This is a genomic window from Alloalcanivorax sp. C16-1 (genome assembly GCF_046507805.1).
Lineage (GTDB): Bacteria > Pseudomonadota > Gammaproteobacteria > Pseudomonadales > Alcanivoracaceae > Alloalcanivorax.
Map to the genome: position 1 here is coordinate 110,038 of NZ_JBKFTK010000004.1, position 18,478 is coordinate 128,515.

General features: G+C 68.3%; 20 protein-coding genes. 13 read left to right on the top strand and 7 right to left on the bottom strand.

What is annotated here, in order from left to right; all coding sequences use genetic code 11:
* Window positions 1–3 precede the first annotated feature (3 nt).
* The 6 genes from ACLD0W_RS14295 (at window position 4) to ACLD0W_RS14320 (ending at window position 5,684) form a co-directional block, all read left to right on the top strand.
* The gene (locus ACLD0W_RS14295) at window positions 4–771 is read left to right on the top strand and encodes an ABC transporter permease (RefSeq protein WP_410308156.1); all 768 of its coding nucleotides are present in this window, start codon (window positions 4–6) and stop codon (window positions 769–771) included.
* A gap of 1 nt (window position 772) precedes the next feature.
* Window positions 773–1,252 carry a nucleoside deaminase gene (locus tag ACLD0W_RS14300; protein ID WP_410308157.1) on the top strand — a complete coding sequence of 160 codons (480 nt, stop codon included), beginning with the start codon at window positions 773–775 and terminating at the stop codon, window positions 1,250–1,252.
* Window positions 1,253–1,402: 150 nt separating this feature from the next.
* Window positions 1,403–3,094, top strand: a complete 1,692-nt coding sequence (locus ACLD0W_RS14305) for a SulP family inorganic anion transporter (protein WP_410308158.1) — start codon at window positions 1,403–1,405, stop codon at window positions 3,092–3,094.
* A gap of 58 nt (window positions 3,095–3,152) precedes the next feature.
* Complete coding sequence (gene mtgA / locus ACLD0W_RS14310) at window positions 3,153–3,824, top strand: monofunctional biosynthetic peptidoglycan transglycosylase (protein ID WP_410308159.1); 672 nt, start codon at window positions 3,153–3,155, stop codon at window positions 3,822–3,824.
* A 75-nt stretch (window positions 3,825–3,899) separates the two neighbouring features.
* Window positions 3,900–4,961, top strand: coding sequence for an META domain-containing protein (locus ACLD0W_RS14315; RefSeq protein ID WP_410308160.1), 1,062 nt, complete (start codon window positions 3,900–3,902; stop codon window positions 4,959–4,961).
* 21 nt (window positions 4,962–4,982) lie between these two features.
* Entirely contained in the window at window positions 4,983–5,684 is a 702-nt protein-coding gene (locus ACLD0W_RS14320) for a type 1 glutamine amidotransferase (RefSeq protein ID WP_410308161.1), read from the top strand.
* A gap of 539 nt (window positions 5,685–6,223) precedes the next feature.
* Here the strand turns inward: ACLD0W_RS14320 and ACLD0W_RS14325 are convergent.
* Window positions 6,224–7,909 (bottom strand): 2-isopropylmalate synthase, encoded by a 1,686-nt coding sequence (locus ACLD0W_RS14325; RefSeq protein ID WP_410308162.1) that lies wholly within the window; start codon window positions 7,907–7,909, stop codon window positions 6,224–6,226.
* A 276-nt stretch (window positions 7,910–8,185) separates the two neighbouring features.
* Here ACLD0W_RS14325 and ACLD0W_RS14330 point away from each other — a divergent pair, with 276 nt between their 5' ends.
* The 3 genes from ACLD0W_RS14330 (at window position 8,186) to ACLD0W_RS14340 (ending at window position 9,867) form a co-directional block, all read left to right on the top strand.
* Window positions 8,186–8,674: an Lrp/AsnC family transcriptional regulator gene (locus ACLD0W_RS14330; protein ID WP_410308163.1), complete on the top strand. Its 489-nt coding sequence runs from the start codon at window positions 8,186–8,188 to the stop codon at window positions 8,672–8,674.
* 82 nt (window positions 8,675–8,756) lie between these two features.
* Window positions 8,757–9,218 carry a flavodoxin family protein gene (locus ACLD0W_RS14335; protein ID WP_410308164.1) on the top strand — a complete coding sequence of 154 codons (462 nt, stop codon included), beginning with the start codon at window positions 8,757–8,759 and terminating at the stop codon, window positions 9,216–9,218.
* 28 nt (window positions 9,219–9,246) lie between these two features.
* Window positions 9,247–9,867 carry a YbhB/YbcL family Raf kinase inhibitor-like protein gene (locus ACLD0W_RS14340; protein ID WP_410308165.1) on the top strand — a complete coding sequence of 207 codons (621 nt, stop codon included), beginning with the start codon at window positions 9,247–9,249 and terminating at the stop codon, window positions 9,865–9,867.
* A 99-nt stretch (window positions 9,868–9,966) separates the two neighbouring features.
* On the opposite strand, the gene bioD is transcribed toward ACLD0W_RS14340, so the two are convergent.
* Genes bioD through bioB form a run of 5 tightly spaced genes read right to left on the bottom strand, consistent with a single transcriptional unit; the run spans window position 9,967 to window position 14,542 of the window.
* Window positions 9,967–10,608, bottom strand: coding sequence for a dethiobiotin synthase (bioD, locus tag ACLD0W_RS14345; RefSeq protein WP_410308166.1), 642 nt, complete (start codon window positions 10,606–10,608; stop codon window positions 9,967–9,969).
* Window positions 10,605–11,432: a methyltransferase domain-containing protein gene (locus tag ACLD0W_RS14350; RefSeq protein ID WP_410308167.1), complete on the bottom strand. Its 828-nt coding sequence runs from the start codon at window positions 11,430–11,432 to the stop codon at window positions 10,605–10,607. Before ACLD0W_RS14350 ends, bioD begins: the two co-directional genes overlap by 4 nt.
* Window positions 11,395–12,213: a pimeloyl-ACP methyl ester esterase BioH gene (gene bioH, locus ACLD0W_RS14355; RefSeq protein WP_410308168.1), complete on the bottom strand. Its 819-nt coding sequence runs from the start codon at window positions 12,211–12,213 to the stop codon at window positions 11,395–11,397. The genes ACLD0W_RS14350 and bioH overlap by 38 nt, the downstream gene beginning before the upstream one ends.
* Window positions 12,201–13,358, bottom strand: coding sequence for an 8-amino-7-oxononanoate synthase (bioF, locus tag ACLD0W_RS14360; RefSeq protein ID WP_410308169.1), 1,158 nt, complete (start codon window positions 13,356–13,358; stop codon window positions 12,201–12,203). The genes bioH and bioF overlap by 13 nt, the downstream gene beginning before the upstream one ends.
* Window positions 13,359–13,372: 14 nt before the next feature.
* Window positions 13,373–14,542 (bottom strand): biotin synthase BioB, encoded by a 1,170-nt coding sequence (gene bioB, locus ACLD0W_RS14365; protein WP_410308170.1) that lies wholly within the window; start codon window positions 14,540–14,542, stop codon window positions 13,373–13,375.
* 85 nt (window positions 14,543–14,627) lie between these two features.
* Between bioB and ACLD0W_RS14370 the strand changes: the two genes are divergently transcribed.
* On the top strand, window positions 14,628–15,329 hold the full coding sequence (locus tag ACLD0W_RS14370; RefSeq protein WP_410308171.1) for a phosphoribosyltransferase family protein: 702 nt from the start codon (window positions 14,628–14,630) through the stop codon (window positions 15,327–15,329).
* 4 nt (window positions 15,330–15,333) lie between these two features.
* Here the strand turns inward: ACLD0W_RS14370 and ACLD0W_RS14375 are convergent, their stop codons facing one another.
* Window positions 15,334–16,050, bottom strand: a complete 717-nt coding sequence (locus ACLD0W_RS14375; protein WP_410308172.1) for a 2-phosphosulfolactate phosphatase — start codon at window positions 16,048–16,050, stop codon at window positions 15,334–15,336.
* 107 nt (window positions 16,051–16,157) lie between these two features.
* Between ACLD0W_RS14375 and ACLD0W_RS14380 the strand changes: the two genes are divergently transcribed.
* The 3 genes from ACLD0W_RS14380 (at window position 16,158) to ACLD0W_RS14390 (ending at window position 18,477) form a co-directional block, all read left to right on the top strand.
* Window positions 16,158–17,420 carry an acyl-CoA dehydrogenase family protein gene (locus ACLD0W_RS14380; protein WP_410308173.1) on the top strand — a complete coding sequence of 421 codons (1,263 nt, stop codon included), beginning with the start codon at window positions 16,158–16,160 and terminating at the stop codon, window positions 17,418–17,420.
* 65 nt (window positions 17,421–17,485) lie between these two features.
* Window positions 17,486–17,827: a 4a-hydroxytetrahydrobiopterin dehydratase gene (locus ACLD0W_RS14385; RefSeq protein WP_410308174.1), complete on the top strand. Its 342-nt coding sequence runs from the start codon at window positions 17,486–17,488 to the stop codon at window positions 17,825–17,827.
* Window positions 17,827–18,477: a hypothetical protein gene (locus tag ACLD0W_RS14390; protein ID WP_410308175.1), complete on the top strand. Its 651-nt coding sequence runs from the start codon at window positions 17,827–17,829 to the stop codon at window positions 18,475–18,477. Before ACLD0W_RS14385 ends, ACLD0W_RS14390 begins: the two co-directional genes overlap by 1 nt.
* Window position 18,478 lies beyond the last annotated feature (1 nt).

Consider the following 18,478-nt stretch of genomic DNA (forward strand, 5'->3'; position numbering starts at 1 on the left):
CGGATGCTGCTGAGCGCCCTGGACCGGGCCGCGCCGCTGCTGGCCGCCCTGGTCCTGCTGGTGATCTGGGAGGTGGCCTGCCGGCTGCTGACGGTGCCTTCCTATCTGCTGCCGACCCCCAGCGCCATCGTGCAGAGCGCCTTCCAGGTGCCGCTGAGCAGTTGGCTGGACCACACCTGGGCGACCCTGAGGGTCAGCCTGCAGGGCTACGCCCTGGCGGTGTTGATCGGCATCCCGCTGGCGGTGGCCCTGGCCAACAGCCGGCTGCTGTCGCGGGCGCTGTACCCGCAACTGGTGATCATCCAGTCCACGCCGATCGTGGCGGTGGCGCCGATCATCGTGGTGGTGCTGGGCGCCGGCGACGCGCCCCGGGTGGTGATCACCTTTCTGATCACCTTCTTCCCGATCGTGGTGTCCACGGTCACCGGCCTGCTGGCCACGCCGCCGGCGATGATGGAGCTGTCCCGCTCGCTGGGCGCCGGCCGCCTGCGGGCGGTGCGCGACATCCAGCTGCCGTTCGCGGTGCCTTACATTTTCTCGGCGCTGCGCATCTCGGTAACGCTGGCGATCATCGGCGCGGTGGTGGCGGAGTTCGTGGCGGCGGAAAACGGCCTGGGGTTTTTCATCGCCTTTTCCACCTCCTTCTTCAAGGTGCCCCAGGCGTTCGCCGCCCTGGTGGTGCTGGTCAGCCTGAGCCTGGCGCTGTTCCAGCTGGTGGCGCTGACGCAGCGGCTGCTGTTCCCCTGGAGCCTGCCGAAAACGGAGCAATAGGATGAACCACGAACATTACCTGCGCCTGACCTTCCAGGTGGCCCGACAGGCCATGGAAGACGGCGGCCACCCGTTCGGCGCCCTGCTGGTGGGGCCGGACGGCCAGGTGCTGATGGAGCAGAAAAACGCCTTTCTGCCGGACCATGACATGACCGGCCACGCCGAACGGGTGCTGATGACCCGCGCCTCCACCACCTGGGGGCCGGACTTTCTCGCCGGCTGCACCATGTACACCTCGGCGGAACCCTGTGCCATGTGCGCCGGCGCGGTCTACTGGACCGGCGTCGGCCGGGTGGTCTACGGCCTGTCCGAGAAGCGTCTGAAGGCGCTCACCGGCGACCACCCGGAAAACCCCACCCTGGACCTGCCCTGCCGGCGGGTGTTCGACGCCGGCCAGCGGCCGGTGGAGGTGATCGGCCCGCTGCTGGAGGACGAAGCGGCGGCCCTGCACCAGCGTTTCTGGGCGGGCACCGGGGCCTAGCGATCCTCCGATCCGGGACGGCCACCGTCCCGCCCCTGGCGACGATAACGCTTTGGCATTAACATATAACCACTTTCTTTACCCTTCCCGCGCCGTGCCCCTGTCCCTGGGGGAACGGGCGCCATCGTGGTTGATTCGCCGGAGTAACCGATGACCTTCTGGACGCGCCTGCTGCCGTTTTTGAGCTGGCCCCGTCCCACTCGCCGTGCCCTGCGCCAGGATCTGTTCGCCGGCGTCACCGTGGGCCTGGTACTGATTCCCCAGGCGCTGGCCTACGCCACCCTGGCCGGCATGCCGCCGGTCACCGGGCTGTATGCCGCCCTGCTGCCCAGCGTGGTGGGAATTCTGTGGGGTTCCTCGCCACTGCTGGCGGTGGGGCCGGTGGCCCTGACCAGCCTGCTGACCTTCGCGGCGCTGAGCCCCATGGCCACGCCGGAGAGCGGCGAATGGGTGACGCTGGCGATCTGGCTGGCGATCTATGCCGGGCTGATCCAGTTCTTGCTCGGCGCCCTGCGCCTGGGCCTGATCGCCAATTTCGTTTCCAACGCGGTGATCACCGGCTTTCTCAACGCCGCCGCCCTGATCATTCTGGTGTCCCAGCTACCGGCACTGCTGGGCCTGGACGGCGGCGGCTGGGGCGCGGCCCTGGACTCGCTGACCCACCATCTCGCCCACCCGGACCTGACCTGGCTGTGGACCCTGGCGTTCGGCCCCGGCGCCATGCTGCTGCTGTTCGTCCAGCGGCGGCTGTGGCCGAAGCTGCCCGGGGTGCTGGTGGTGTGCGTGCTCGGCATCGCGATCAGCGCCACCCTGGGCTACGCCGCCCTCGGCGGCGCGGTGGCCGGCCAGGTGCCCGCCGGCCTGCCACTGCTGCAATGGCCCGATGCCCTGACCCTGGAACAGCACCGGGCGCTGCTGCCGGCGGCGCTGATCATCGCCCTGATCAGCTTCACCGAAGCCATGTCCAGCGCCCGCTCCCTGCCCTCGCCGGACGGCCGCCTGTGGGATCAGAACCAGGAGCTGGTGGGCCAGGGCCTGGCCAAGGTGGCCAGTGGCCTGAGCGGCGCCTTCCCGGTCAGCGGCTCGTTCTCGCGCACCGCCCTGAACCGCTACGTGGGCGCCACCAGCGGCTGGTCGGCGCTGTTCGCGGCGGTCTGCACGGTGCTCTGCCTGCTGTTCCTGACCGGCTATCTGCAACATCTGCCCCGCGCCATCCTGGCCGCCATCATCATGGTGCCGGTGTTCAATCTGATCAGCCCGTCCGCCTTCGTGCGGCTGTGGCGGGCGTCGGTGGACGACGGCGTGGTGGGCATCGCCACCTTCGTGGTCACCCTGGTGTCGGTGCCCTACCTGCACTGGGGCGTGTTCACCGGCTTCGTGCTGGCGATGCTGTTCTTCCTCTATCGCCGCGCCCATCCGCGCCTGATCGAGCTGGGCCTGCACGCCGCCGGCACCCTGCGCGACCGGCGCCTGCACAACCTGCCGCCGATCGCGCCGGGGGTGCTGGCGCTGCGCCTGGACGCCTCGCTCACCTACCTGACCGCGCCGCTGCTGGACCGCTTTATCCGTGAACGGCTGCGCGACGAGCCGGAGCTGCGGGTGGTGCTGATCTGCGCCTCCGCCATGAACGCCATGGACGCCACCGGCGCCGATACCCTGGAGCGGCTGCAGGCCGACCTGCACGACCGGGGCGTGCGGCTGGCCTTCTCCGGCGTGAAGAAGCAAGTGCGCGACGTAATGGCGCACACCGGCCTGCTGGAACGGTTCGGCGAAGCCAATCTGTTCGTCAACAACCGTGACGCCATCGAGGCTCTGGGCGAGACAATGGCCACGCCCACCTGACAAGGGCGCCGGTTTTGGAGAGAATCGGTACTCCGAGAAGCAGGATACGATCCGCCGCATGAAGCGATTTTTTCTTTCCGTACTGGGCTTGCTGGTGATCGCCGCCCTGGCGTCCCAGCTCTGGTACCTGGGTCTGGTGCTGCAACTGCGCGGCCAGAACCCGAAGGACACCGCCTTCATGGAGCGCGCCCGCGCCCATGGTCAGGTGAGCTACCAATGGCGCGATTACGAGCACATCGCCGACGACCTGAAGCGCGCGGTGCTGATCTCCGAGGACGCCCGCTTCGTGGAGCACTCCGGCTTCGACTGGCGCGGCATCCGCCATGCCATGGAGCGCAACGAGGAAGCGGGGCGGCCGGTAGCCGGCGGCTCCACCATCACCCAGCAACTGGCCAAGAACCTGTTCCTGAGCTCGGAAAAAACCTATACCCGCAAGATTCAGGAAGCCCTGATCGCGGTGATGCTGGAGCTGTCCCTGTCCAAGCAGCGCATCCTGGAGCTGTATCTGAACACCGCCCAGTGGGGCAACCGGGTGTTCGGCGCCCAGGCCGCCGCGCGGCACTATTTCGGCGTCGACGCCGACCAGCTGTCACCGGCCCAGGCGGCGCAGATGGCGGTGCTGCTGCCCCGCCCCAGCTATTACGACGTGCGCGGTACCACCGACTACGTGCAGCAACGCACGCTCTGGATCCAGGAGCAGCTGCCGCTGGTGCGTATCCCCTCGCCTTGAACTTGTCGGGCGCGCGGGACTCTGTGTTCCGTGGCCCTGTGAAATTCTGGAGACCCCCGTATGAGACCGTTCCGGTTGCTCGTCCCCCTTGTGTTTTTGCTCAGCGCCTGCGACGACCCGGCCTCGCCCCCCTCTTCCCCGGAGCAATCGGCGGAAGTCCCCGCCGAGGCCCCCGCCACCCAGGTCCGCGAAGGTCTGGCCGGCATCTGGCGCCCGGCCGGCGACAGCGACCTGAACGCCCTGGTGCTGGAGGACGATGGCCAGCTGTATCTGGTCAATGGCGGGCCCCGCCGTGGCCTGCGCTGGGAAAAGACCGACCAGGGTGAACTGGCCCTGCACTATCTGGAGGACGGCGGCCTGATCGTCGACCAGACCCTGACCGCGGCCCTGGACAACCCGACCCTGACCCTGGAGGGCGATTCCCCGTTCGCCGGCGAATACCGCCGCGACGCCACCGACATCGGCACCGTGGAAGGGCGGCTGATTCTGCCGGAGGACGCCGCCATCCCGGACACCGGCGTGGTGGTGCTGACCCTGCGCGACCTGTCCGGCGGCGACAGCGCGCCGCTGGCCCAGCGCCTGACCCGCCTGGCCCTGGAGGGCGACCTGGCCCAGCCGTTCCGGCTCTATTTCGACCAGAGCCGGGTGGCCGCCGACCACCGCTACGGTCTGGACGCCCGGGTGCTCGCCGACGGCGCCACCCTGTTCGCCATGCCCGCGCCCCTGCGCGTGCTGGATAACGGCCAGCGCCCGGTGACACTGCCGCTGAGCCCGGCCAGCGCCAACGCCGACCTGGCCGATACCTACTGGAAGCTGCTGCAGGTGGAAGGCCGCCCGGTGCCGGCGCCGGAGGGCCAGAACCGCCAGGCCCATCTGGTGTTCCACGGCCAGCAAGGTGAAGTGAAAGGCAACACCGGCTGCAACACCCTCAGCGGGCGCTACCAAAGCGAGGGGCAGCGGCTTACTCTGGAGAATCTGACCAGCACGGAAATGGCCTGCGCCAGCGACAACGTGGCCGAGGCGTTCATGGCCGTGCTGAATCGCACCCAGCGCTTCCAGGTGGAAGGTCAACGCCTCAACCTCTACGACGGCGAGGACGGCCTGCTGGCGGTGCTGCGGGCGGAATACCTGTATTAAGCCTGCCCCGGGAAGCCCCCTATGCGCGTCCACTATCTGTCCCATGTGCCATTCGAAAAGCTGGGAACCATGGCCGGCTGGCTGGAACGCCAGGGCCACACGGTCAGCGGGTCGCGGCTTTATCACGGTGACCCGCTGCCGGCCCCGGACCAGTTCGACGCCTTGATCGTGATGGGCGGCCCGATGGGCGCCGACGACGAACACCGCTACCCCTGGCTGGACGGCGAGAAACGGCTGATCGCCGCCTGCCTGGAGCGGGACCACAGGATACTGGGCGTGTGCCTGGGCGCGCAGATCATCGCCCGGGTGCTGGGCGCCCCGGTGACCCGTAACCCGCAACGGGAAATCGGCTGGTTCCCGGTGCAGAGCACCGAGGCCGGGCGCGCCGACCCGATCGGCGCCGTGTTCGACGATGGCGTTCCGGTGTTGCACTGGCACGGCGATACCTTCGCGATCCCGGACGGGGCCGTCCATCTGGCGCGCAGCTGGGGCTGCGAGAACCAGGCGTTCCGTTACGGCGAGCGGGTGCTGGGGCTGCAGTTTCACCTGGAACTGGCGCCGGACAACGTGCGCGCCCTGTGCGACGAATGCGCCGACGAATTGCGCGACGGCGGACCCTGGGTGCAGAGCGAGGCGGAGATGCTGGCGCACCCGCCCCTGTTCGACGACGCCCGCCGGCGCCTGAACCGGGTGTTGGAAGTGTTTCTGCCTGATCGTGGCTGATTCACCGGCACATACAAAGGTTCATAGCGCTTTGGCGGGAAGTCCCGCTCCAGCCGGGGCGCGACTCAGGGCGCGACGCCCTTCCGGGAACGCCGCAAGTACGTCCCTGTAGGCTCCCTTTCGAACGTCCTGTTCTCAAGGGTCCCGGAAGGGCGTCGCGCCCTGAGCCGCTGTGCAGTGATCCTCGGCGCCACGGTCGCTTCAGGCGTTTAGCGGAGCGAAAATCGGCGCCTGCCAGCTCAAAGATGAGCTCTACGGAGCCGCCCCCTCCACCACCCCGGTTCATCGTTGTTGGAACCCGTAACGGTTCCGCTACCTCGAAGCGGAGCTGTGTGGGGGCCTTCCGGGACCCTGTCAAACAGGACGTTTGACAGGGAGCCTACAGGGACGTACTCGCGGCGTTCCCGGAAGGCCCCCACACAGATCCGCGTCCCGGATGGAGACCTACCGTATAGATTTCCCGCCAAAGCGCGATGGACAAAAAAAGCCCGCCCCTCTTTCGAAGGGCGGGCTTTTTCGTGGCCCGGGGGCCGTTCCGGTCAGGCCCGGGCGCGGGCCGGCTGTTCGGCTTCGGAGGCCGCCACCCGGCCGGCGGCGGACAGGATCGCCTGCAACGCGGCGGCGGTGGTGTCGGCGGCCAGGGCCACCGCGCTCTGCACCTGCTCACCCACCTGCACCCGCACACAGGCCATGGCGTTGGCCTCGGTGTTGTCGCCCAGGGAGTACTCGTCGAACGCCTCCACCCGGATCTGCCAGCCGTGGCGGCGGTTGAGTGCGTCCACCAGGGCGCCCATGGCGCCTTCGCCGCGACCTTCGATCTCCACCGTGGCGCCGGCCTCATCGCCGATGCTGATACGGGCCCGCACGCCATCGTCGGCCCGGTGCAGGTCGTAGGAGCGCAGCATCCAGCCGGCCGGCACGTTCAGGTAATCGCCGTTGAAGCGGCGGTGAATCCGCTCACCGGTGATCTCGCCGCCGTCTTCCTCGGCGTCCTGCTGCACCACCATGGCCAGCTCCTGCTGCAACCAGCGCGGCAGGCTGATGCCGAAGTCGCGCTCCAGCACGTGGGCCACGCCGCCCTTGCCGGACTGGGAGTTGATGCGCACCACCTCCTCGTAGCGGCGGCCCAGATCGTGCGGGTCGATGGGCAGGTAGGCCACCCGCCACACATCACCGGGCTTGTAGCGCGCCAGGCATTTGCGGATCGCGTCCTGGTGGCTGCCGGAGAAGGCGGTGAACACCAGATCCCCCGCGTAGGGATGGCGCGGGTGGGTATCGATCTCGGTGATCTCTTCCACCAGCGCACGGATTTCCTTCATGCGCGAGAAGTCGATTTCCGGGTCGATGCCCTGGGCATACAGGTTCATGCCGGCGGTCACCAGATCCATATTGCCGGTGCGCTCACCGTTGCCGAGCAGGGTGCCTTCCACCCGGTCGGCGCCGGCCATCACCGCCAGCTCCGCGGCGGCCACGCCACAGCCCCGGTCGTCGTGGGTGTGCACGCTGATCAGCACGTGCTCACGGTAGCGAATGTTCTCGTGCACCAGCTCCACCTGGTCGGCGAACACGTTCGGCGTGCTCACTTCCACCGTGGCCGGCAGGTTGATGATCACCCGCTGGCCCTGGTCCGGACGCCACACTTCGTTGACCGCGTCGATCACCTCGATGGCGAAATCGGTCTCGGTGGCACTGAAGGTCTCCGGGGAATACTGGAACGACCATTCGGTGTCGGGCTGTTTGGCGGCGGCGTCACGGACCCACTCGGCGGACTTCACGGCGATCGCCTTGCAGCCCTCCTTGTCCACGTTGAACACCTGCTCGCGGAAGGTGGGCGAGGTGGCGTTGTAGATGTGCACCACGGCTTTTTTTGCGCCCTTGAGGGACTCGAAGGTGCGCTCGATCAACTCCTGGCGGGCCTGGCTGAGCACCTGGATGTGCACGTCGTCGGGCACCAGGTCTTCCTCGATGAGGGCGCGGCAGAAGTCGTAGTCGATCTGGCTGGCGGACGGGAAACCGACTTCGATTTCCTTGTAACCGAGCTCCACCAGCAGCTTGAAGAAGCGTTTCTTCTGAGCCACCGACATGGGCTTGATCAGCGCCTGGTTGCCGTCGCGCAGGTCCACCGCCGCCCATAGGGGGGCTTTCTCGATGCGCTTGGACGGCCACTGGCGGTCCGGTTTATCGATGGTGGGGAAAGGCGCGTACTTGCGATGATCGAAACTCATGGGTTGCTCCAGTTTATGTCGTTTGCCGGGTTGGCCTGGCGTTGAGCCGCTTCCGGGATCACCGGGGTGGCGCGGCGTGGCGCCGGAAAATCGGTCCCGGTTCCCGCCCGGTAAGGCGGGAACCCGACCGACCGCGAGGCGACTTGTGATCGTCTCGCGGCACAGGAACCAGTCTAGGAGCCCGCACCGACAATGTGCTTGCTTTTTTCCTCTTATTTCGCCACCGTCAGCAACATTCCACCTTACATCAACTCCATATCGGGGATTCGTTGCGCCATGGAGAAAAAACTCGCGAAACTCGACCGCACCGACGTGCGTATTCTCGACGCCCTGCAGCGCGACGGCGGCCTCACCAACCAGCAGTTGGCGGAGCAGGTCGGCCTGTCGCCCTCGCCCTGTTCGCGGCGGGTGCAGAAGCTGGAGGAGGCCGGCGTCATCCTGCGCCGGGAAACGGTGCTGGACCCGCGCCGGCTGGGGCTGGACCTGACCGCCATGATTCAGATCAGCATGGACCGCCACACCCCGGAGCGCTTCGCCAACTTCGAGGCCACGGTGGCCGAGTACCCGCAGGTGCAGCAGTGCTATCTGGTCACCGGCCAGGAGGCGGATTATCTGCTCAAGGTGGTGGTGCCGGACATCGACCAGTACCAGCAGTTTCTGCTCAACAAGATCACCCGCATCGAAGGCGTCAGCGGGGTGCGTTCCAGTTTCGTGATGCGGCGGGTGATCGACACCTCGGCGTTGCCGTTGACGTACATAGATTGAGTTGAAAGTTGAAAGTCGCCGCCCTTTTAACTTTCAACTTTTAACTTGCCCCTTTCCTCATTCCCCCTGCTACCCTGAACCCATGAAGCGTTTGCTGATCGTCGCCCATGCCCCCTCCCCCAACACCCGCCGTCTGGCGGAGGCGGCGCTGCGCGGCGCCCGCCATGACGACATCGAGGCGGTGGAGGCGGTGTGGAAGCCGCCCCTGGAGGCTGGCCCGGAGGACGTGCTGGGCTGCCACGGCATTCTGCTCGGCACCACTGAAAATCTGGGCTACATGAGCGGCGCCCTGAAGGACTTCTTCGACCGCAGCTACTACGCCGTGATCGACCACCAGCAGGGCCTGCCCTGCGCGTTGTACGTGCGCGCTGGCCAGGACGGCACCGGCACCCGCCGGGCGGTGGAGTCCATCGCCACCGGCCTGCGCTGGAACTGGGCCCGGGACCCGCTGATCTGCCGGGGCGACTGGCAGGAGACGTTCGTCGATCAGGTGGAGGAGCTGGGGCTGTACATGGCCGCCGGCCTCGACGCCGGCATTCTTTAGGATTCAATCACCGATTCAGGAGGACACCATGCGTATCACCGTGGAAGGCATTTCCGAAGGCCAACCGATTCCCGGCCAGTTCGCGTTCGCGGTACCCCACGCCCAGGACCACATGGCCCTGAGCGACAACCGCAACCCCCGGGTGGCGTGGGACGGCGTGCCGGACGGCACCCGCGGCTTCGCCGTGGTGGTGGTGGACCCGGACGTGCCGTCCGACGCCAGCAACGTCAACCAGGAAGGCAAAACCCTGGCGGAGGAAATGCCCCGGGTGGATTTCTACCACTGGCTGCTGGTGGACATCCCCGCCGAGGTGCGCGAGATCGCCGAGGGCGAGGACTCCGACGGCGTGACGCCGCGCGGCAAGAGCACCGGCCGGGTGAAAAAAGGCGTGCGCGGCGCCAACGATTACACCGACTTCATGGCCGGCGACCCGGACATGAAAGGCGTCTACGGCGGCTACGACGGTCCCTGCCCGCCCTGGAACGACGAGCGCCTGCACCACTACACCTTCACCGTCTACGCCCTGGACGTGCCCAGCCTGGGCCTGGACGGCGACTTCCGTGGCGGCGACGTGATGAAGGCCATGGAAGGCCACATTCTCGACCGCGCCAGCGTCACCGGCACCTATACGCTCAACGCCAACGTCTAAGGTCCGATGCCCCTCCCTGTAGGAGCGGCTTCAGCCGCGAGCAAGCCCAATCGCGGCTGAAGCCGCTCCTACAGCGTCCGGCGGGCCCGGTGGCGCCGCTCAAACCACCGTAAACGCCCCCGGCAGATGCTGCCGCAGCGTCAGCAGATTCTCTTCCCGCACGTCCATCTCGCCGAAGCAATTGGCCACCGTCCCCGTGTAGTGCAACCCGTCGGCCTGGATCGCCTCGGCGGTGAGCAGTGCGTGGTTGATGCAGCCGAGCTTCATGCCCACCACCTGGATCACCGGCAGGTTCAACTCCACCGCCAGGCCGGACAGCATTTCCCGATCATTGAGCGGCACCCGCCAGCCGCCGGCGCCCTCCACCAGCACCAGGTCCGCCGGGTGGCTGTTGAGGGCGCCGCGCACGTAGCCGGCCAGCTGGGCCAGGGTGATACGGCGGTTTTCCCGCTGGGCGGCGATGTGCGGCGCGATGGCCGCGTCCAGGGCCACCGGGTTCACCACCTCGTAGGGCAACGCCACCGAGGAGGCCGCCATCAGGTTGAGCGCGTCCTCGTTGCGCGGGCCTGCGGCGGTGCGCTCGCAGCCGGCGGCCACCGGCTTCAGGCCATAGCAGCGCAGGCCCGCATCCCGGGCCCGCTCCAGCAGCCGGCAACTGACCCAGGTCTTGCCCACCTCGGTATCGGTGCCGGTGATAAAGAACACGCCCTTGAGCACGGGCAGGGGTGGACGGTCACTCATGCGGGGGTCTCCTTGAACCCGGGTCGGCGCAGGGCGTGCACGAACAGTACCTGCCAGGTGAGTGGCAGGCCCGCCGGTTGCCGGCGCGTTTCGTAGGCGTCGCTCATGGCGCGCCAGGCGCCTTTGCCGGTGAGGCCGGTGGCGCCGCCCTGGATATGGTCCACGCCGGTGGCCTTGAAGGCACGCACCAGGCTTTTCACATCCGGGTAATGTTCGGTGAAGGCGAGACGCTGGACCTGCTGAAGCGCCAGGCCGGCGCCGCCCAGGGCACGCCGCCAGTGGTCCTCCGCCGGCAGGCGATTGACGTGCGGGCGGCGGTCCGCCGCCGCCCAGCTCTCGGTCATTTCGTGCAGGGAGCCGGCCAGCGGCACCGCCAGCAGCAGCGACCCGCCGGGCATCAGTACCCGCGCCAGTTCCGCGCCCACCCGCTCCGGCAGACACCATTGCAGGGCGAAGCTGGAGAACACCAGCGCCTGGCCGGCGTCCGCCAGGGGCAGGCGCTCCGCGTCCGCGCACAGGGGCCGGAAGCGCGGCCCGACACGGCCCCGCGCCACCGCCTCGCCGAGCATGGCCGGCGACAGGTCCACCCCCAGCCAGCGGCTGGCGGGCCAGCGCGCCTGCTGGGCGCGGGCCAGGGGCGCGGTGGCGCAGCCCAGGTCCAGGGCGCGCTCGCCCACCAGCTCCGCCGGCGCCATCTCCAGCAAACTGCGGGCGCAGGCCAGCTGCAGGCCGGCGTGGGCGTCGTAGCTGGCGGCGGCGCGCCCGAAACGCTCGCCCACCGCCTGCTTATTCATCCAGGAAGCGGTGCTGGCGATGGAAGTCATGGACGGCCCGGTTGAAGGTGTCGGGGGCGGACAGGAACGGCACATGGGCGACCTGCTCGATCAGTGCCGTATCGCCGCGCCCGTTGAGCAGCGGCTCGACGGCGGCCATCGCCGCCGCCGGCACGATGTGGTCGCGCTCGCCGAAGATCATGCGCAGCGGCGGCTCCAGCCGCGCCAGGTCGCCGCGCAGGTCGGTGTCGCGCAGGATCGCCAGCCCTTCGCGCAGGGCACGGTGGGCCGGCAAGCCACAGAAATACAGAATCTCCTTGAGGCGGGCCACGTCCTGGCGCATGGACTCGGCGCCCTTGCAGTTGAGCGCGAGAAAACGCACCAGGGTGCCTTCGTAGTCCTCCCGGCACATCTGCTCGAAGGCATCGAGGATGTCCGGCTTCATCGCCGCCGGCCAGTCGTCGGTGGCGGTGAAGCGCGGCGTGGTGGCCACGGTGACGATGGATTGCACCCGCTCCGGCCGGGTCAGGCCGAGGCGCAGGGCCACCAGGCCGCCCAGGGACCAGCCCAGCAGATGGGCCCGCTCGGGCATCACCGCCGCCACCTGCTCGGCCAGGAAATCCAGGGTGTAGTCGTCGTTGGGCAGCGGGCTCTGACCCATGCCCGGCAGGTCGATCACCGTGACCCGGAAGTGCTCCAGCAGCGCCGGCACGATGTCGTCGAAGACGATGGCGTGCAGGCCCCAGCCGTGCAGCAGCACGATGTCGCCGGCGTCCTTATCGGCCCGGCCGGTGCATCGGTAGGTGTTGTGAAAGGGCATCAGCTTGGGCACTTGGCGGCCTCCAGAGCGTTCAGCAGAACATCCACGTCCGCCTCTTCGTGGGCGGCGGACAGGGTCACCCGCAGGCGCGCCTGGCCTTCCGGCACCGTGGGCGGGCGGATGGCGGTGACGCGCAGGCCCCGCTCCGCCAGCGCCCGGCTCAGCGCCAGGGCCTCGCCGTCGCCGCCGACCCGAATCGGCTGGATCGGGGTGTCCGAGGCCATCAGCTCATAGCCGAGCGCGGCGGCGCCGCGCCGGAAGCGGGCGATCAGCGCCCCCAGCTTGTCCCGCCGCCAGCCTTCCCGGCGCGCCTTCTCCAGACTCACCAGGGTGGCGGCGGCCACCGCCGCCGGCATGGCGGTGGTGTAGACGTAGGTACGGGCGAACTGAGTGAGTGTCTCGATCAGCGCCTCGGAGCCGGCCACGAAGGCGCCGGCGGTGCCCAGGGCCTTGCCCAGGGTGCCCATGTACACCGGCACCCGGTCATTGACGCCCTGGGCGAACAGGGTGCCCCGGCCCTCGCCATCGAGCACGCCCAGGCCATGGGCGTCGTCCACCATCAGCCAGGCGTCCTCGGCCTCGCAGGCGTGCAGATAGTCGGCCAGGGGCGCCTGGTCACCGTCCATGCTGAACACGCCGTCGGTGACCACCAGCTTGCGCGGCGCCGGGCTGCGCGCCAGTTGCCCGGCCAGAGCCTCGGCGTCGTTGTGGGCGAAGCGCCGGGAACGGGCGCCGCTGAGCTGGCCGGCGTCGAGCAGCGAAGCGTGGTTGAGGCGGTCCTGAAACACGGCATCGCCGGGGCCCACCAGCGCGGTGAGCGCGCCCAGATTGGCCATGTAGCCGGTGGAGAACAGCAGCGCCCGCTGGCGGCCGGTGTAATCGGCCAGCGCCTCTTCCAGGTCCTGGTGCGGACGCTGATGGCCGCACACCAGGTGAGAAGCGCCGCTGCCCACGCCCCAGCGCAGAGCGGCGTCGCGGAAGGCGGCGATCACCTGGGCGTCATTGGCCAGCCCGAGATAATCGTTGGAACAGAAATTCAGCACCTCGCGACCGTCCACCCGGGTGGTGCGGCCGCTGGGGGCGTCCATCACCTGGGGGCGGCGATAACGCTGCCGGGCGCGCCGTTCGTCCAGACGCGCCTTGAGATCAAAGCCCAACGGAGCGCTCCGGGTCAGGCGTCCACCGGCCGCTGGGCCGGGCGGCCGGTGTCCTTGTCGAGCACGTGCTTGGCGGCGCGCTTGCCGTCGGCTTGGTAGGCCATGGCATCCCGGTAGAGGCCGTTGTCCGCCGCTTCCTGCTCGGCCACCTGCTGGCGCAGGGCCTCCTCGTGGGCCTCGTCGGAGGCCTCGTGGCGCGGGTCCAGCGGATGGATGCCGAGGCGCTCGAACAGCTGCTTGTCGTGGTTGGCTTCCGGGTTGTCGGTGGTCAGCAGACGCTCGCCGTAGAAAATTGAGTTGGCGCCGGCCAGGAAGCACAGGGCCTGGGCCTCATCGTTCATCTCCTGGCGGCCGGCGGACAGCCGCACATAGGATTCCGGCATCAGAATGCGGGCCACCGCCACGGTGCGCACGAACTCGAACGGGTCCAGATCGTCCACCTCCGCCAGCGGCGTGCCCTCGATCTTGACCAGCATATTGATGGGCACGGATTCCGGGTGGTGCGGCAGATTGGCGAGCTGCTGCAGCAGGCCCACCCGGTCGTCCCGGTTCTCGCCCATGCCGACGATGCCACCGCAGCACACCTTCATGCCGGCGTCGCGCACATTGGCCAGGGTGGTGAGGCGGTCGCCGTAGGTGCGGGTGGTGATCACCTGGCCGTAGTACTCCGGCGAGGTATCCAGGTTGTGGTTGTAGTAGTCCAGGCCGGCCTCGGCCAGATCCTTCGCCTGGCCCTCGTCGAGCATGCCCAGGGTCATGCAGGTTTCCATGCCCAGCGCCTTTACCTGGCGCACCATGTCCAGCACATAGGGCATGTCCTTGGCGCGCGGGCTGCGCCAGGCGGCGCCCATGCAGAAGCGCGAGGCGCCCTTTTCGCGGGCGGCGCGGGCTTCTTCCACCACCCGCGCCACTTCCAGCAGCTTCTCTTTTTCCAGCTCGGTGTTGTAGTGCCCGGACTGGGAGCAGTACTTGCAGTCTTCCGGGCAGGCGCCGGTCTTGATCGACAGCAGGGTGCTCACCTGCACCGCGTTGGGGTCGAAATGCTCCCGGTGTACCTGGGCGGCACGGAACAGCAGATCGTTGAAGGGCAAGGTGAACAGGGCTTCGATCTCACCCCGATGCCAGTCATGGCGTACGGCATTGATGGCGGATGGCTTACGGGGCGTGGCGGCGGCTACAGGCATGATGGTCTCTCCGAACGGTTGCCCAAAGCCTAGCAGGCCGCCGGGACCTGTCAACTTGAGAACCCTTTCAAAGGTTTACGGATGGATGTTTTTTAACCAGACCCACCGCGAAGTACTGCGTGGCCGCTGCGTGCTCTGCGCCCGGCCAGACGACACCGGGCTGTGCCGGCATTGCCGCCGGGAACTGGACCTTCACTGCGCCCTGGACGGCCCGCTTTGCCGCTGCGCCCTGCCGGCGCCGGGGTTGGCGCCCGGCGATCTGTGCGGGCGCTGCCTGCGCCAGCCGCCGGGCTTCAGCGCCGGCTATTGCGCCTGGGCCTACCGCTTCCCCCTGGACCGGCTGATCAATGCCTACAAACACCACGGACGCCTGCCGGTGGAGCGCGCCCTGGAAGCGCTGGCCAAGGCGGCACCGTTGCCCTGGCCGGAGGCGGATCTGCTGTGCCCGCTGCCCGCCCATTGGCGGCGCCGCTGGCTGCGCGGTTTCGATCAGGCGGAGCGGCTGGCGACGGCGCTGGCGCCCCATTGGCACAGGCCCATGGTGCCGCTGCTGCGGCGCCGGCGGGCCACCCGGCCCCAGCAGGGCCGCAGCCGGGCCTGGCGGGTGCGCAGCCTGCGCCACGCCTTCCTGGCGCTGCCCGCCAGCCGGGGACGGCGGGTGCTGCTGGTGGACGACGTGATCACCACCGGCGCCAGCGCGCGCGCCGCCGCCCACGCGCTGCGCGAGGCCGGCGCCGAGGAAGTACGGGTGTGGGCGCTGGCCAGGACGCTGGACGCCGGAGGCTAGAGGTCTAACCCGCCGCCGGCACCACGTCGATGCGCGGCACCGGCTCGTAGCTGACGCCCATCACCAGCCCCCCGTCGCCGGCATCGGAAGCGGCCATCTCGATGTCCTGGGGGCGCAGACGGGGATGGCGGCCATCCAGAAACTTGCGCGCCGCGAAGGCATTGAGGGTGCGCTCCCGCGCCTCTTCCAGGGAAATGCCCTCGCCGCCCAGCAGCGTTTTCATGTATTCGGCGCAGGCCACGTCCTCGTCGCCGGTGGGGTGGGAGGCCACCAGCACCACGGTGGGCGGTGCCTGTTCGAGAATATAGCGGGCGGTGGCGCGGGCGTTGACCAGCGCCGCCACCAGCACCTGGCGGCTGTCCCGGGCGCGCAGGGTGGCGGCCACGCCGTTGGTGGTGCGCATGATCAGGTAACGGTCACGGACGTCGGTATGGCGGATTTCCCAGGGCGAGTTGCCGTAGTCGAAACCCTCGATGGGCAACGCTTCGATCTCGCCCACCAGCAGCCCCTCCGGGTAATCACGGCGCAGCTCGAAGGCATCGTCGGCGGTGGACACCGGATAGATGTGGCTGGCGCCACCTAGAAACGCCTCGTGGCTGGTGGTGAAAGCGCGAATCACGTCGATCACCACGGTGATGCCGTCAACATTGTGAGGCGGGTTGTGCCCCTGGGCGATCTTGATCTGCATGCGCGCGGCCGGGTTGCTGAACGAAGCGGTCATTATGAAGGATGGCGCCGCCCCCTGAAAACGGCGGTGGCACTGACCGATCCCATCAAGGGCCCGGTCAAACCCGATCAATGACGCCCGCGGAAGGGCCTGCTAGCGTCGTGGCATCGTCAATCGACCCGGTGACCGTGATGATCGAATGGAACGAACAACAACAGATGATCCAGAAGATGGTGCGCGATTTCGTGGCCAGGGAAGTGGTGCCCAATCTGGACGACATCGAATACAACGGCGTGCCGCCCTACGACATCCTGCGCAAGATGATCAAAACCTTCGGCATGGACGTAATGGCCACGCAGAGTTTTGAAAAGCGTATCGCTCGCGAGAAGGCCGGCGAGACCGCCGCTGACCGGGGCGACCGCGAGGAAAGCGGCGGTTCCGGCGAACAAGCCGCCATGACCATGATCCCGATCATCGAGCTGAGCCGCCACGCCCAGGGCCTGGTCACCGCCATGGGCGTGTCCATGGGCCTGGCCGGCGGCGCCATCATGAGCAAGGGCACCCTGGAACAGAAGGAACGCTGGGCCCTGCCGTTGCTGACCCTGGAAAAGGTGGGCGCCTGGGCGATCTCGGAGCCCAACTCCGGCTCCGACGCCTTCGGCCAGATGAAAACCCTGGCGCGTCGCGACGGCAACGGCGACTATGTGATCAATGGCAGCAAGACCTGGATCACCAACGGCCCGTTCGCCGACACCATCATTCTGATCTGCAAGCTGGACGAGGAAGGCGTGGCGCCCCGGGACCGCAAGATCGTGTCCTTTATTCTCGACAGCGGCATGGAAGGGTTGGAGCAGTCCAAGCCGTTCAAGAAGATGGGCATCGGCAGCTCACCCACCGGTGAACTGTTCTTCAGCGATCTGAAAGTGGGCGCGGACCGGCTGCTGGGCGGCAGTGAAACCGCCTATGGCCGCTCCGGCGCCAAGGCCACTTTCATGCAGGAGCGCGCCGGCGTGGCGGCCATGGCCCTGGGCATGGTGGAACGGGCCCTGGAGCTGTGCACCGGCTACGCCCGGGACCGGGTGCAGTTCGGCCGGCCGATCGGCGACAACCAGCTGATCCAGCTCAAGCTGGCGAAGATGGAAGTGGCCCGCGCCAACCTGCAGAACATGGTGTTCCGCTATATCGAGATGACCGCCGCCGGCAAACAGATGACCCTGGCGGAAGCGTCGGCGATGAAGCTGTACGCCGCCCAGGCGGCCATGGAGGTGTCCACCGAGGCGGTGCAGATCCACGGCGGCTACGGCTACATGCGCGAGTCCCGGGTGGAGCAGCTGATGCGCGACGCCAAGATTCTGCAGATCTACGCCGGCACCGACGAGATGCAGATCATCGCCATCGCCCGGGATCTGATCGGCCGGGATTGAGCCGCTTGGAGCTGGCCGCCGGAAACTTGTAGCCTGAACCTTGTCGCCAACAAGGAGGATGTGCCATGACCCTGCAACAGCAAAACTGCGAAGCCTGCCGCGCGGACGCGCCGCGCATCACCGAGCAGGAAGCCCGTGAACTGCGCCCGCAGATTCCCGACTGGAAGCAGATCGAGGAGAACGGCGAGGAACGGCTGCAACGGCAGTTTTCGTTCAAGAACTTCGCCGAGGCCCTGGCCTTCACCAACCGGGTGGGCGACCTGGCCGAGGACGAAGGCCACCACCCGGCCCTGCTCACCGAATACGGCAAGGTCACGGTGACCTGGTGGACGCACAAGATCGGCGGCCTGCACCGCAACGATTTTATCTGCGCGGCCAAGACCGACCGCCTGTACGAGCACCGCTGATGGACGCGCCGGCCCCCTGGCAACTGCGCGGCCGCGCCTTGGTGGCCGCCCTGGCGCTGCCCGCGTCGCTGCGCCACCAGCAGGGCGGCGCCGCCCCGGAGCTGGGCGAGCCGGTGCGCGGGCCGGCCCTGGTGATGCTGGTGGATTACCGGCGCTCCGAGGTGGGCCCCTACCAGGAACTGTTGTTCATGCCCGGCCCGTTCCGGTTTCCCGATGGCCGGCTGCGCTGGAGCATCGGTCGTATTTATGTGTCCAGCCAGGACAGCGCCGACAACGGCAACCGCAACTGGGGCCTGGACAAGCGGGTGGCCCGCTTCGACTGGCGGCGCCGTGGCCGCCGCGAACAGGTGGCGGTGCATTACCGGGACCGGGAAATCGCCGCCCTGACCCTGGACCGGCTGGGCCCGGCCCTGCCCTTTCCCGGCGGCCTGCTGCCGGCGGGCTGGCGCACCCTGGGCCAGATCCGCGACGGCCAGCGCTTTCTCTACACCCCGTCGGTGCGCGGGCGGCTGGGCCTGGCCCGGCTGCGCGAGGCGCGCGGTGACGGCGAGCACTTTCCAACCCTGCAGGCGGGCCGTTCCCGAGGCGCCCTGGCCCTGCCGGACTTTCATATGCACTTTCCGGTGGCGCGCACCGAGCCGCACCGATAAC

Excerpts from the sequence above, each read along its gene's own strand:
- ACLD0W_RS14295 (WP_410308156.1), top strand. The coding sequence starts at position 4 with ATGCTGCTGAGCGCCCTGGACCGGGCCGCGCCGCTGCTGGCCGCCCTG.
- ACLD0W_RS14300 (WP_410308157.1), top strand. The coding sequence starts at position 773 with ATGAACCACGAACATTACCTGCGCCTGACCTTCCAGGTGGCCCGACAG.
- ACLD0W_RS14305 (WP_410308158.1), top strand. The coding sequence starts at position 1,403 with ATGACCTTCTGGACGCGCCTGCTGCCGTTTTTGAGCTGGCCCCGTCCC.
- mtgA (WP_410308159.1), top strand. The coding sequence starts at position 3,153 with ATGAAGCGATTTTTTCTTTCCGTACTGGGCTTGCTGGTGATCGCCGCC.
- ACLD0W_RS14320 (WP_410308161.1), top strand. The coding sequence starts at position 4,983 with ATGCGCGTCCACTATCTGTCCCATGTGCCATTCGAAAAGCTGGGAACC.
- ACLD0W_RS14325 (WP_410308162.1), bottom strand. The coding sequence starts at position 7,909 with ATGAGTTTCGATCATCGCAAGTACGCGCCTTTCCCCACCATCGATAAA.
- ACLD0W_RS14330 (WP_410308163.1), top strand. The coding sequence starts at position 8,186 with ATGGAGAAAAAACTCGCGAAACTCGACCGCACCGACGTGCGTATTCTC.
- ACLD0W_RS14335 (WP_410308164.1), top strand. The coding sequence starts at position 8,757 with ATGAAGCGTTTGCTGATCGTCGCCCATGCCCCCTCCCCCAACACCCGC.
- ACLD0W_RS14340 (WP_410308165.1), top strand. The coding sequence starts at position 9,247 with ATGCGTATCACCGTGGAAGGCATTTCCGAAGGCCAACCGATTCCCGGC.
- bioD (WP_410308166.1), bottom strand. The coding sequence starts at position 10,608 with ATGAGTGACCGTCCACCCCTGCCCGTGCTCAAGGGCGTGTTCTTTATC.
- ACLD0W_RS14350 (WP_410308167.1), bottom strand. The coding sequence starts at position 11,432 with ATGACTTCCATCGCCAGCACCGCTTCCTGGATGAATAAGCAGGCGGTG.
- bioB (WP_410308170.1), bottom strand. The coding sequence starts at position 14,542 with ATGCCTGTAGCCGCCGCCACGCCCCGTAAGCCATCCGCCATCAATGCC.
- ACLD0W_RS14370 (WP_410308171.1), top strand. The coding sequence starts at position 14,628 with ATGTTTTTTAACCAGACCCACCGCGAAGTACTGCGTGGCCGCTGCGTG.
- ACLD0W_RS14375 (WP_410308172.1), bottom strand. The coding sequence starts at position 16,050 with ATGACCGCTTCGTTCAGCAACCCGGCCGCGCGCATGCAGATCAAGATC.
- ACLD0W_RS14385 (WP_410308174.1), top strand. The coding sequence starts at position 17,486 with ATGACCCTGCAACAGCAAAACTGCGAAGCCTGCCGCGCGGACGCGCCG.
- ACLD0W_RS14390 (WP_410308175.1), top strand. The coding sequence starts at position 17,827 with ATGGACGCGCCGGCCCCCTGGCAACTGCGCGGCCGCGCCTTGGTGGCC.